Origin of the sequence: Pseudomonas sp. N-137 (genome assembly GCF_034555295.1) — a bacterium.
Lineage (GTDB): Bacteria > Pseudomonadota > Gammaproteobacteria > Pseudomonadales > Pseudomonadaceae > Aquipseudomonas > Aquipseudomonas rhizophila.
This window is the reverse complement of record NZ_JAXUDQ010000016.1, coordinates 31266-44363: the sequence shown is the minus strand read 5'-3', so window position 1 is coordinate 44363 and position 13098 is coordinate 31266. Positions and strand designations below refer to the sequence as shown.

12 protein-coding genes are annotated in these 13098 nt (G+C 61.1%); 1 reads left to right on the top strand and 11 read right to left on the bottom strand.

The window, feature by feature from the left end:
• Positions 1-797: 797 nt before the first annotated feature.
• Genes thiO through T3A99_RS14605 form a run of 7 tightly spaced genes read right to left on the bottom strand, consistent with a single transcriptional unit; the run spans position 798 to position 7583 of the window.
• A complete protein-coding gene (thiO, locus tag T3A99_RS14635; RefSeq protein WP_274090857.1) occupies positions 798-1898 on the bottom strand; it encodes a glycine oxidase ThiO in 1101 nt (366 codons plus the stop codon).
• A 54-nt stretch (positions 1899-1952) separates the two neighbouring features.
• Entirely contained in the window at positions 1953-2354 is a 402-nt protein-coding gene (locus tag T3A99_RS14630) for a type IV pilin protein (protein ID WP_076386375.1), read from the bottom strand.
• A gap of 10 nt (positions 2355-2364) precedes the next feature.
• The gene (locus T3A99_RS14625; protein ID WP_322834505.1) at positions 2365-5466 is read right to left on the bottom strand and encodes a pilus assembly protein; all 3102 of its coding nucleotides are present in this window, start codon (positions 5464-5466) and stop codon (positions 2365-2367) included.
• Positions 5453-5932 carry a pilus assembly PilX family protein gene (locus T3A99_RS14620; RefSeq protein ID WP_076386379.1) on the bottom strand — a complete coding sequence of 160 codons (480 nt, stop codon included), beginning with the start codon at positions 5930-5932 and terminating at the stop codon, positions 5453-5455. The genes T3A99_RS14625 and T3A99_RS14620 overlap by 14 nt, the downstream gene beginning before the upstream one ends.
• Positions 5933-5941: 9 nt before the next feature.
• On the bottom strand, positions 5942-6655 hold the full coding sequence (locus T3A99_RS14615; protein ID WP_076386381.1) for a PilW family protein: 714 nt from the start codon (positions 6653-6655) through the stop codon (positions 5942-5944).
• Positions 6652-7113, bottom strand: coding sequence for a type IV pilus modification protein PilV (gene pilV, locus T3A99_RS14610; RefSeq protein ID WP_047230174.1), 462 nt, complete (start codon positions 7111-7113; stop codon positions 6652-6654). Before pilV ends, T3A99_RS14615 begins: the two co-directional genes overlap by 4 nt.
• Positions 7110-7583: a GspH/FimT family pseudopilin gene (locus tag T3A99_RS14605; protein ID WP_047230173.1), complete on the bottom strand. Its 474-nt coding sequence runs from the start codon at positions 7581-7583 to the stop codon at positions 7110-7112. Before T3A99_RS14605 ends, pilV begins: the two co-directional genes overlap by 4 nt.
• Before the next feature lie 114 nt (positions 7584-7697).
• On the opposite strand from T3A99_RS14605, the gene T3A99_RS14600 reads away from it, so the two are divergent.
• Complete coding sequence (locus T3A99_RS14600) at positions 7698-8213, top strand: GspH/FimT family pseudopilin (RefSeq protein ID WP_076386386.1); 516 nt, start codon at positions 7698-7700, stop codon at positions 8211-8213.
• On the opposite strand, the gene ispH is transcribed toward T3A99_RS14600, so the two are convergent.
• The 4 genes from ispH to ileS all read right to left on the bottom strand — a co-directional run bounded on the left by ispH (position 8190) and on the right by ileS (position 13087).
• Positions 8190-9137: a 4-hydroxy-3-methylbut-2-enyl diphosphate reductase gene (gene ispH, locus T3A99_RS14595; RefSeq protein WP_047230171.1), complete on the bottom strand. Its 948-nt coding sequence runs from the start codon at positions 9135-9137 to the stop codon at positions 8190-8192. The genes T3A99_RS14600 and ispH overlap by 24 nt on opposite strands.
• Positions 9138-9311: 174 nt before the next feature.
• The gene (fkpB, locus tag T3A99_RS14590; protein WP_030140281.1) at positions 9312-9749 is read right to left on the bottom strand and encodes an FKBP-type peptidyl-prolyl cis-trans isomerase; all 438 of its coding nucleotides are present in this window, start codon (positions 9747-9749) and stop codon (positions 9312-9314) included.
• Entirely contained in the window at positions 9742-10263 is a 522-nt protein-coding gene (lspA, locus tag T3A99_RS14585; protein WP_047230169.1) for a signal peptidase II, read from the bottom strand. The genes fkpB and lspA overlap by 8 nt, the downstream gene beginning before the upstream one ends.
• Positions 10256-13087: an isoleucine--tRNA ligase gene (gene ileS, locus T3A99_RS14580; RefSeq protein ID WP_076386388.1), complete on the bottom strand. Its 2832-nt coding sequence runs from the start codon at positions 13085-13087 to the stop codon at positions 10256-10258. The genes lspA and ileS overlap by 8 nt, the downstream gene beginning before the upstream one ends.
• Positions 13088-13098 lie beyond the last annotated feature (11 nt).

The following is a 13098-nucleotide window of genomic DNA, read 5'->3' as shown; positions in this document are numbered from 1 at the left end:
TAGCGACACCTCGGTTGCATCGAGGGTGGATGGGCTGACATCGCGAGCAGGCTCGCTCCCACACTGGGATAGGGCTACGCCCGCAAGAGACAGGTCGGCTGTCAGACCGCCTTCGCGAGCAAGCTTTGCTCCCACAGATCCGGCTCAACATGTCTGATGGGTGTACACCCGCAAAAAACAGGCCGACTGTCAGGCCGCCTCGCGAGCAAGCTTTGCTCCCACAGGTCCGGCTCAACATGTCTGATGGGGTGTACACCCGCAAAAAACAGGCCGACTGTCAGGCCGCCTCGCGAGCAAGCTTTGCTCCCACAGGTCCGGCTCACAGGTCTGATGGGTGTACACCCGCAAGAACAGGCCGGCTGTCAGGCCGCCTCGCTTTTGATTTTGATCTGGGGCGCCCCGTTAACCACGCTGGCCGAACGCAGGTATTGCGGAGTGGGCACCTCGGCATGGATGCCGAGGTAGCCGCGCTGGGCCATGGATGGCCCTTCGCGGCGGGCCCACGGAGCAATGCCGGAGTGAGGGCATGCCGAGCCTAGGCGAGGCACCGAGTGGTGGGGCAAGAGCGTTTTGGTTACTTTTGCGCTCTTCAAAAGTGACCCGCCGTAAGGGCGGAACCATAAGTAGCCGTTACCGCAGAAACGGATATATACCCAACCAACAAAACCCTGGCCGGCTGTCAGGCCGCCATCGCGAGCAGGCTCGCTCCCACAGTTGGATCCGGGTACAACCATAAGAGACAGGCCGGCTGTCAGGCCGCCTCGTCACCAAGCTCACCCCCAAGCCAAAGCCGAACCCTACAACCGCCCCGCCGGCGCATACGGCGCAGGATCAATCACCGGCTCACGCCCCAACATCACATCAACAAACAACCGACACGACGCCGGAGCCAACACCAACCCATTGCGATAATGCCCACAGTTCAACCACAACCCGGAAAACCCCGGCACTTCACCAATATAGGGAATGCCCTCCGGCGATCCAGGCCGCAACCCGGCCCAATGCCCGACCACCTCGGCGTCCGCCAGCGCAGGAATCAGCTGCTGCGCCGACGCCTTCAGGCTATCGAGCGCAACATCGGTCGGGGTCTTGTCGAAGCCTTCGCGCTCCAGCGTACTGCCCACCAGAATATGCCCGTCGCGACGCGGAATCGCATAACGGCCCTTGGCCAGGACCATGCTCGATAGAAAATCCGACGCACATTTGTACAGAATCATCTGGCCCTTGACCGGCTCGACCGGCAACTTCAGCCCCAGAGTCTTGAGCAGTTCACCGCTCCAGGCGCCCGCCGCCAGGACCACCTGATCGCCAAGGATCGGCCCCTCGGAGCTGTTAACCCCCACAATACGCCCACCGTCGCGGATGAAGCCGCCGACCTCGCATTGCTCATGCAGCGTGACATTGGGTAGCGCCAGCAACGCAGCCTTGAGGGACTTCACCAACCGGGGATTACGCACATTGGCCACATCAGCCATGTGGATCGCCCGGGAGAAACCCGCGCCCAGCACCGGCACCGCGTCATGGACAGTCGAGATTTCCACAGCCCGCAACGGGCGCCCTTCCCGCTCGGCCCAGGCCAGTGCTTCGGCCTGATCGTCCAGGTCCAGCCAATACAGACCGGTGACATGCACCTGCGGATCAACCCCCGTGGCCGCGAACAGACGCTGGGCCAGCTGTGGATAAAAGTCCTGCGACCAGTGGGCCAGTGCGGTGACCGCCGGGCTGTAGCGCCAGGGGTACAGCGGCGAAACAATACCGCCGCCGGCCCAGGACGATTCCTGGCCGACACTGGAGCGGTCCAGCAGCACCACGCGCAGCCCTTCGGACGCGAGATTGAACGCCGTCAGCAGGCCAATGACTCCGCCGCCGACAATCACCACTTGCTGTTGCCTGGTCATGTTCTATTTCAACTCACAAGACAAAGGGCGCAGGACAGCGCCCGAAAAATAAACTCAGCGACCCCAGCAATCCTTGGCAGTCAGCCCGGCAGCAGCGTTGATGATGCTTCGCGCGCCCGTGTTGTTGATGGTGAAATCACCGCACTTGTCGGTGGCCATGGACGAGGCGCTGTTGCGCACGGCAGTCAGGGTGAAACTCTGATCCATGAGCGTCTGGGTAATGGTGTAGAAATCATTACCGCTGCTCAGCCCGGTCGCGTTGGTGTAGACATTGTTCTTGGAGTAATGGCGCTCAAGAATCTGCGCCTGCTCCGATAGCAGCCCGGCGATTTCGGCCCGTCGGCCCTTTTTCATGTATTCGGTCAGGCTCGGATAGCCGACGGTGATCACGATACCGATGATGGCGATCACGATCATGATTTCGATCAAGGTGAAACCCCGGTTGGATCTGCGCATACCTTATCTCTCATTGTATTTGCCGCCACATGATGCGGCGGCTGCCGCCGACGGATTTTCCCAGCAGGTCGGTGATGCCGCCCCCGGAGTCGTTCACGATCATGTTGGTGGCCCCGTTGGCACTGACGACAGCGCTCAAGGTCGGGATCCCGCCCGTGAAAATCACTCCGCTGGAGACCGTGTCGAGGCTGTTGAGCATGCCGTCACCGTTGGTGTCGAGCACCGCGTAGTTGAGCATCTTACCGTTGAACGCATCCACCTCGATCAATTTGCCGGTACCAAAGCTGGCGCAGGGATCGGTGGTGTCCACCGCGGCCGTGGTGAAAACCACGCGCCCGAGCACCAGACTGGCCGGGTTGATCACCCGTTCCCCAGTCAATGCGTTGTTGTACACCAAGGGCAGATACCAGCCATTTTTTGCAGGATACGTCACGTCGGTCTGGCTGGTCGTCACGAATTGCCCGGTGCTGCCTGAGAACACCCCGGTGATCGACTGGGCTTGCAGGCTCGAAACCGGGATTTGTCCGGTACCGCCGACGGCGTCCCAGATCGAATAGAACCCCTGCAGATCCTTATTGAGCTTGTCCACCGCTTCGTTGAATTTGCCCGTGCCGAAAAAAACCTGGGTCCCGCCTTGAGGGTTTTCCGCCAGCAACGGCTGGACGGTGATGGGCTGGGTTGCACCACCGGGCGCGGTGAACAACGGCTGCCCGGCAAACGCAACGCCCCAGGCGGTGGGGGAAGTGCCGCTGAGGTCGAATTTCCACATCCGCCCTTTCAAATCGCCACCGTACGCGGCCTGCACCACGTTCTGGGAATTGACCCGAAGCTTGACCGACGACAGGCCGTTACCCGTCTCGCTGTTATTGACCGTGATTTTCCTGATCAGCGAGCCATCACGGATATCCACCACGTACAGCGCCGCTACGCCGGTGTTGCTGCCATAGCCATTGGCGATGAACGCGGCCCAGCGACCATCGGCCAGGCGCGCGACTTCGGGACGCGCATAGGCGTAGCCCAGGTCATTGAAGGCGTTGGCCGTATTGGCGACGGTCGGTGCGCTGATTTCCCACAACGCCCGGAGCGCATTGCCTGCCGCGGCGTCGAACAATTGCACCGCATAGAACGCTTTGCCCCCGGCTCCGGTCCCGCCCAGGGCAACGGTCTTCCAGGCATTGCCCAATTGCGCATCGAATACGCCGATCTGCCCATCCACCAGGAACTTGTGACTCACGCCGTTGATGTAATTGGTGTCAGCGATGTCCCGCAACGAGGGCAGGACGCTCGAGGGCATATAAGCGTAACGCCGCGTGCCGTTTGCGCTGTTGATGACGCTGAAGAAACCATCGTTGGCATTCACCACGAGATTGGCGTTCATGTTCGCCGCCTTGGTTGCCAGGTAAGTGCTGTAGCTGGTGTCGTTCAGCAGGTCCGAGGCGGTCTGGTCGTTCGGCGAGGCCAGGAGCAGTGGCGAGTTGATAATGTCCCCCAGCAACGCGCTGCGCACCTTCAGCCCGGTTTTATTGACACCTTTGCTCCATTCCACCAGATCGCTGCCGGTGATCCCCGTGGGCAGGCCCTGGCTGAGGCTGGTTTGCTGGGCCGGTGAAAAGTTGCCGTAGGCCAAGGTTACCGGCGTGTTGGTCGCGGTGTTCCAGGACTGATAGGTCGGTGCCGTGGCACCCGGCACGATGCTGGTGTTGGTGGTCCATTGCACGGCCGCCGTATCGACCGTCCCCGCCGAGGTAAAACCGAATGCGCGGATGGTGCCTCGCCAGTCCTTGGGGTCATAGGTGGTCTGGTAATAGCTGGAGGTGGTGGACAACGTTGCACCGTTGGTGGTGCCGCCGCCCCCCGATCCAGCCTTGGAGGTGATGTCACTCAAGGCCGATGACAAGGCCGAGTTCAGGTCTTCGCTGTCGGACGCTGGATAATACTTACCCGCGCCGTAGCGAGCGGCGTCGGACAGCATCGTATTGGTAACCGCAAAACCCACGGTGTAGGTATTGAGGTACTGCCGGGGAAAATCCGTGGCATTCCAGCTCTGGCCGGTAACGTCGGAGCCGGTGGAACGCATGTCGATGTCGAAAGCGAACTTGGCGATGTCGTCCAGATAAAGCGTATCGCCCTCAGCGTCACCGTTGCGGTCAGCACCATCGTTGGTACTGATGCCATCCCAGTTCGGCAGACGGGATCCGCCTAACGGATCGTTGGTGGGAAAGGTACGGTCGTAGGTGGGCAAGCCGTCGGTGATCACCACACCGAAATTCTTCTGGCACCGGTACTGGATCGGGCTGGTGTAGGTGCTGGGGCTATTGTTGTGGTACGGCGCCATGCCCCTGAAATAACGGGTGACCTCGTAATAGCTCTCGGCCAATGGCGTATTGGCGACCGCGCCCAGACCGTTGATGGCGTTGATCAGGGCACTGTAGTTGGCGTTGGCCTGGGTCTGGGTCACGCTGCCGCTGACGGGTGACAGATCGCTGACGACACGGGCGATGTAGCCCCCCGGGCCGGAGTTGCTGAAGTTGGGAGGATTGAAGGTGGCAAGCCCGATGCGCAAGGCACGGTTGTTGGCGACCAGGTCGTTGGAGACATCCCGTGCCACGTTGATTCGATAATCCCTGGGGATTGAGCCATTGGTGTAGTCCCGGTTCGAGCCGTTGGCCAGGGTTACCAGATACGCCAGGTACTTGGCGGTGTAGCGTGTATCGCCCCCACCCACCGGGTCTGGCAGCCGCAGACAGATCCGACCAAGGCCGGGCCGGTAGAAACCGTACCAGCCAGACGAGCAACCGCCCCGCAACAGGCTCATTAACAGAATGTTCGAGTCATCCAGATCCAGTTCATACCTATCGTTGCAATTGCTACTGGCGCTGCATGCATAAGTGCGCGTTTGCGTCACCGTCGGATCAAACCCCGACGCCCAAATGATGTTGTTCATACTCCCCGAGTCATCGATCAGCAGCATCACGTTGGGCGTGACTGCGGCGGCACTCAGCAACGGCGAATCCGAAGGCGTGAAAGCATAGGCCGGTGCAGCCAGGTACAGGCTGAGCAGCACACCCCACAACGCCTGCTTCCAATCGCGACGCACCTTAATATTTCGCATAGATGCTCTCCACGACGCTGCGCTGGTTATTTCCCACCACGGCCACCGCCGTGATCCGGTACAGCGTCGCCGACGTATTGATCGGCACGTTGACCGCCGTCAGCGTGGTGCCCAGATTCTGCACGCCATAGAACCCGCCAGGGACGGCGATCCAGGTCACCCCCGACGATGAATTGCGCCCGGCCGTCGTGAGGGTTGCCGATTCAGCCGGCGGCGCACACTGGGTCGCGGTGGTACACACCGGCAGGGAGTAGGCCTCGGCCTGTACCGCGCTTTCACCAACCCGCAGCGCTGCCTCGGCCAACTGGAAGGACTGGTTGCGTAGCATGACGCTACTGGTCATTTTTTCCTGAAGGGTGGCGCTCTGCATCGACGACAGGCCGATCAGCGTCAGGAGCAGCAGGAAAACCAGGCTGACCAGCAATGCCATACCGCGCTGGCGATGCTTGATGGGCGTTGAATTCATCAGTCGCCCTCACAGAAGCCGGTTGCGCAAAGCGGCAACCACGTTGAAGGTCTGCTCACGCACGTTGTTCTTCGGATCAAAGAGCGTGAGGGTCAGGCGCACGCTGCGGATCAGGGCCGGATTGCTCGGGTTGCGGCTGTAGCTCGATGCCGCGATGTCTGTCGCGCTGCTGGCCACCCCAAATGTCACATCGAATGCCCGGACGTTATCCACCAGCACCGCCTGGGTCGGGTTGCCAGCCCCGGTGCCCATCAACAACTGGTTATTGCTGAAACTGTAGACCAGCCGCCGTATCGGAAACGCCATTTGCCCGGCCGCCGGTAGCCGCGCCCCGGTATAGGCGGTCGCCGTGTTGCGACAATCCGAGATGACGGTCCAGGTCGGCACGCCGCCGCTGTTGCCGACATCCGTCGTCACCAGGGTCAGCTTCAGATTGGCATTGTCCCAGCTGATCGGCGTGACCTTGCTGGCATTGAAATCCCCCGCCGAGGACGCGTCGAGGACGGTCTCCAGGCAACCGAACATGCCCACCATACGAAGCTCCTGGACCATCTTGCTCAGAGCGAACCGCGCATCCTCCTGCATCACCGCCGCCGCACCCTGGCTGACGTAGGTGTTTTTGGCGGCGATGAAAATCTGCACCACACCCAGCACGACAATCAGGCTGAGCACCAAAGCGATCATCAGCTCAATCAGGCCGAATCCCCGGCAATGCCTGTTCATGGCGTCGCCCCGGGTGGGTCGACGGCGACGCGACTGGTCAGCACGAAACTGCGTCGCGCCTCGGCGGCGTTGGTCGTGTTGGCGGCCCGGGCGTCATCCCAGGAGATGGTAATGGTGTAGACCCGCTGGTGCAGCGCAACAGTGCCGGTGGCCGTGGCGCCGCCGAAGCTGACGATGTTGGTCTTGAAATCGTAGAGATCCTGGTCCCGGGCTACGTTGAGATTGGGTGAACTGGGCGGCGTAACCGTGTAATCGGCGCCGGAGTTGGCACGAATGCGGTCGAGCATGTCGTAGGCGATGAAGCTGGCCTGGCTGGTCATGCGCGAGCTGTCGGTATATTTGAGGGCATTGAGCTGAACCATCGCCGCTCCCAGCAAGCCCACGCCAAGAATCAGCACCGCCACCAGCACCTCGATCAGTGTCATGCCATCCTGTGCCTGTTTACTGCAACCCTTCATCCGCAACTTCCACCCAATACGATTCGTCCATTGAGGCAAACACTCAGTGTCCTGCTCTGCGCCCCCCTTACATAATTGAAAGTCACCGGCGTGGCCGGTGCCGACAACCCGCCGAGGTTGTTGAAATCAATGCTGGTCACGTCTGAGGTTAGCGTCAGAGTCGCGCCGCTGCTCATCGCTGGAACAACCCGCAATACATTGGGCTCAGCGCCAGTACTGTCATACACCGTCAGCTCGCTGCTCCATACGCTGCCCTGGACCGTGGGGCGAATCCGTGTGGTGACACCACGGTCGATCGCCGTCATCCGGGCGAAGTTCAGTGCCCGGCGCAGGTCGTCAATATCGGTATCGGCCTTGGTGCCCTGCACCGAACCGGTAAGGGCCGGTACCGCCAGGGTGATCAGGAGCAGCAGCACGCCAAGGGCGACCAGCACCTCAATCAGCGTGAAACCTTTTGTACGAAGATCCATCGATGCCCTCCGTCGCCATTGGCTATACCTGCTTCTACACGCTAGAACAAACGACTGCCTGTGGCGAGGGAGCTTGCTCCCTCTCTACAACAAGCTCTCCAGGGAGGAGACGTCATGTATCAACAGGGCTTTAGCCTGATCGAACTGCTCATGGGACTGGCGATTGCCGCGATTGTTCTGCCGTGGGCCGGTTCCGGATACAAAGCCCTGGTGGAATCCACTGACCGCGACGACGCCGCACGGCTGCTGGCCAGCGGTCTGCGCAGCGCCCGCAGCGAAGCAATCACGCGCAATCGGACAGTGACGATTCAAGGAATAGACAACGATTGGAGCCTGGGCTGGCAAATCATGCTGGACGGCGATGACCAGCCACTGCTGACGCAGCACAGCCGCCATGCTCGAATCATTGGCAACGGGCCGGTAAAACACTCGGTGAGATTCGCAAGCCAGGGGGAGCCGCTCCTGCCCAGCGGCGCATTTCAGGCGGGAACGTTACACGTTTGTGCACACCATAAGCCGGTCAGTCACCACCAGGTGGTCCTGTCGCGCAGCGGCCGCGTCAGCCTGCGCAGCGAGAAAACCGAGCAGGCCTTGTGCGAAATGGACTCAAAGCAAGGAGCGCACGCGTAGTTCCTTGGGCATGGAGAAGGTGACGTTCTCCTCGCGACCGGACAATTCATCGGCACCGGTTGCCCCCCAGGCCTGCAGTTGCTGGATCACGCCGCGCACCAACACTTCCGGCGCTGAAGCACCGGCGGTAATGCCGATACGCTCGACGCCGTCAAACCAGCTGCGCTGCATGTCTTCAGCGCCGTCGATCAGGTACGCCGGAGTGGACATGCGCTCGGCCAGCTCACGCAGGCGATTGGAGTTGGAGCTGTTCGGGCTACCGACTACCAGCACGACATCACACTCGTCGGCCAGTTGCTTGACCGCATCCTGACGATTCTGGGTGGCGTAGCAGATGTCATCCTTGCGTGGCCCACCGATGGCCGGGAAGCGCGCACGCAGGGCGTCGATCACTCGACTGGTATCGTCCATGGACAGGGTGGTCTGGGTGACAAACGCCAGCTTTTCCGGGTTACGCACCTGAAGGGCGGCGACGTCCTCTTCATCCTCGACCAGGTAGATCGCGCCACCATTGCTGGCGTCGTACTGGCCCATGGTGCCTTCGACTTCCGGATGGCCCTCGTGGCCGATCAGGATGCACTCACGACCGTCACGGCTGTAACGGGCCACTTCGATATGGACCTTGGTCACCAAGGGGCAGGTCGCGTCGAATACCTTCAGGCCACGGCCGGCGGCTTCGGTACGCACTGCCTGGGAAACCCCGTGGGCACTGAAGATCACGATGACGTCGTCTGGCACCTGGTCCAGTTCCTCGACGAAGATCGCCCCGCGGCTACGCAGGTCTTCGACGACAAATTTGTTGTGGACCACTTCATGGCGCACATAGATGGGCGGCCCGAAGACTTCCAGGGCGCGGTTGACGATTTCGATCGCCCGGTCCACGCCGGCGCAGAAGCCACGGGGGTTGGCGAGTTTGATTTGCATGCTGTGCCTCGTGTCTTGCGCGCAAGAAATTGAATCAGGGCAATCCAGTGTGGGAGCGAGCTTGCTCGCGATGACGGTATATCAGTCAACGTCAATATTGACTGATCCGACGCTATCGCGAGCAAGCTCGCTCCCACAGTGAATCGGGTGGCAGCAGGAACTGCCTGTTAAACCTTAAACCGCCTTCACTTCGAGGATTTCCACTTCGAAGTTCAAGGTCTTGCCCGCCAACGGATGGTTGAAGTCCACGGTCACCTGGGCGTCGTCGAACGCCTTCACCACGCCCGGCAGTTCGGTATTGGCCGCATCGTTGAAGATCACCAGCAACCCTTCGGACAGTTCCATGTCCTGGAACTGCGAGCGTGGCATGGTCTGCACGTTTTGCGGGTTGGGCTGACCAAAGGCGTTTTCCGGTGGAACCACCACGGTGCGCTTGTCACCGGCCTTGAAACCGAAGATCGCCGCCTCGAAGCCCGGCAGCAGGTTGCCGTCGCCAACCTTGAACACGGCCGGAGCCTTGTCAAAGGTGCTGTCGACGGTGTCGCCGTTTTCCAGGTGCAGGGCGAAGTGAAGCTTCACTTCAGTGTTTTGAGCGATACGCTGCTCAGTCATGGACGGCTTCTCCGGGTTTCTTGCTCTTGAACATGTCCAGGGCGAGCATTACGGCGCCCACGGTGATGGCGCTGTCGGCAAAGTTGAACGCCGGGAAATACCAGCGGTTCTGCCAATGCACCAGGATGAAATCGATCACGTGGCCCAAGGCAATCCGGTCATAAAGATTGCCCAGCGCGCCCCCAAGCACCAATGCCAGCGCCACGGCCAGCCAGGTCTCATCGCGACCCAGGCGTTTGAGCCAGACCACCAGCACGCCGCTGACCACGACAGCGATCAGGGCGAACAGCCAGCGCTGCCAGCCCGAACTGTCGGCCAGGAAGCTGAACGCCGCGCCCGTGTTGTAAGCCAGGGTCCAGCTGAAGTAGTCGGGGATGACCACGATCTGCTGGTACATGGTCAGCGAGTTTTCGAAGTGGAACTTGCTGGCCTGGTCAATGACCAGCACCAGCAAGCTCAACCACAGCCAGCTCAGCCGGCCGAAACGGCTCGCCACGTTAGACGCACTAGGCATAGTGACGAACCTCACCAGTGCCGCTGATGTTGTCGACGCAACGGCCGCAGATCTCCGGATGCTCCGGATTCACGCCGACGTCTTCGCGGCAGTGCCAGCAACGGGCACACTTGGTGTGGTTCGACTTGACGATCTTCAGCTTCAGGCCGCTGACTTCAGTGACGACCGCATCGGCCGGCGCCTGCACCAACGGTGCGACACTGGCGGTGGAAGTGATCAGCACGAAACGCAGCTCGTTGCTCAGCTTGGCCAGATCGGCACTCAGGGCTTCTTCGGCGTAGAGCGTCACTTCGGCCTGCAGGTTGCCACCGACGGCCTTGGCCGCGCGCTGGATCTCCATTTCCTTGTTGACCGCCGCCTTGACCGCCATGATCCGGTCCCAATAGGTACGGTCCAGCTCGAAACCTTGCGGCAGTTCGGTCAGGCCTTCGTACCAGGTGTTGAGCATCACCGACTCGTTGCGCTCGCCCGGCAGGTACTGCCACAGCTCGTCGGCGGTAAATGCCAGGATCGGCGCGATCCAGCGCACCAGCGCTTCGCTGATGTGGAACAGCGCGGTCTGGCACGAACGGCGCGCCTTGCTGTTGGCGCCAGTGGTGTACTGACGGTCCTTGATGATGTCGAGGTAGAAACCACCCAGCTCCTGCACGCAGAAGTTGTGGATCTTGGAGTAGACGTTCCAGAAACGGTACTCACCGTAATGCTCCTGCAATTCGCGTTGCAGCAGCAGGGTACGGTCCACGGCCCAGCGGTCCAGCGCGAGCATTTCTTCGGCCGGCAGCAGGTCGGTGGCCGGGTTGAAACCGGTCAGGTTCGAGAGCAGGAAGCGCGCGGTGTTACGGATCCGCCGGTAGGCGTCCGCGCTGCGCTGCAGGATCTGCTCGGAAACGGCCATCTCCCCGGAATAGTCGGTGGAGGCGACCCACAAGCGCATGATGTCGGCGCCCAGGGTGTCGTTGACCTTCTGCGGGGCGATCACGTTGCCCAGGGACTTGGACATCTTGCGGCCGGACTCATCGACGGTGAAGCCGTGGGTCAGCAACTCGCGATACGGTGCGTGGTTGTCGATGGCGCAACCGGTCAGCAACGAGGAGTGGAACCAGCCGCGGTGCTGGTCCGAACCTTCCAGGTACAGGTCAGCACGCGGACCGGCTTCATGGCCCATCGGGTGCGAGCCACGCAGCACATGCCAGTGAGTGGTGCCGGAATCGAACCAGACGTCCAGGGTGTCGCTGATCTTGTCGTACAGCGGCGCTTCGTCGCCCAACAGTTCGGCGGCGTCCATCTTGAACCAGGCTTCGATGCCTTCGACTTCGACGCGCTTGGCCACCTCTTCCATCAGCTCGACGGTGCGTGGGTGCAGTTCGCCGCTTTCCTTGTTCAGGAAGAACGGGATCGGCACGCCCCAGTTGCGCTGGCGGGAGATGCACCAGTCAGGACGGTTGGCGATCATCGAGTGCAGGCGCGCCTGGCCCCAGGCCGGCACGAACTTGGTGTCCTCGATGGCTTTGAGGGAGCGCTGGCGCAGGGTGTCGCCAGTGGCTGGCTGCTTGTCCATGCCGATGAACCACTGCGCAGTGGCGCGGTAGATCAGCGGAGTCTTGTGGCGCCAGCAGTGCATGTAGCTGTGTTCGATGACGGTGGTGTGCAGCAGCGCGCCGACTTCGGTCAGCTTGTCGACGATGGCCGGGTTGGCTTTCCAGATGAACTGGCCGCCAAAGAACTCCAGCGACGGCACGTACACGCCATTGCTCTGTACCGGGTTGAGGATGTCGTCGTTGACCATGCCGTACTTCTTGCAGGTCACGAAGTCGTCAACGCCATAGGCCGGCGCGGAGTGAACCACACCAGTACCTGCGCCCAGCTCCACGTAGTCGGCCAGGTACACCGGCGACAGGCGGTCATAGAACGGATGACGGAAATTGATCAGTTCCAGCGTCGAACCTGGCGCGGTAGCCAGCACCGAGCCTTCGAGGTTGTAGCGGGCCAGGCAGGACTCGACCAGTTCTTCGGCCAATACCAGCAGCTTGTCGCCAACATCGACCAGGGCGTAGTTGAATTCCGGGTGAACGTTCAACGCCTGGTTGGCCGGGATGGTCCACGGGGTGGTGGTCCAGATCACGATCGACGCCGGTTTGCTCAGCTTGCCCAGGCCGAAAGCGGCGGCGAGCTTGTCTTCATCGGCGATCGGGAACGCGACGTCGATGGTCGACGACTTCTTGTTTTCGTACTCGACTTCTGCCTCGGCCAAGGCCGAACCGCAATCGAAGCACCAGTTCACGGGCTTGAGGCCCTTGAACACAAAGCCGCCCTCGACGATTTTCGCCAAGGCCCGGATTTCGCCGGCTTCGTTTTTGAAGTCCATGGTCTTGTAAGGGTTGGCGAAGTCGCCCAGCACGCCGAGGCGGATGAATTCGGACTTCTGCCCTTCGATCTGCTCGGTGGCGTAGGCACGGCACAATTCGCGGGTCTTGTCCGCGCCCAGGTTCTTGCCGTGGGTCACTTCAACCTTGTGCTCGATCGGCAGGCCATGGCAATCCCAGCCCGGGATATACGGCGCGTCGAAACCCGACAGGGTCTTGGAGCGCACGATCATGTCCTTGAGAATCTTGTTCAGCGCGTGACCGATGTGGATCGTGCCGTTGGCGTACGGAGGGCCGTCGTGCAGGACGAACTTCGGACGATCCTTGCCAATCTCGCGCAACTTTCCGTACAGGCCAATGCTGTCCCAACGCTGCAGAATCTGTGGTTCGCGCTGAGGCAGGCCGGCCTTCATAGGGAAGGCGGTGTCCGGAAGGTTTAGCGTGGCTTTATAGTCGGTCATTTAAGGCTCTT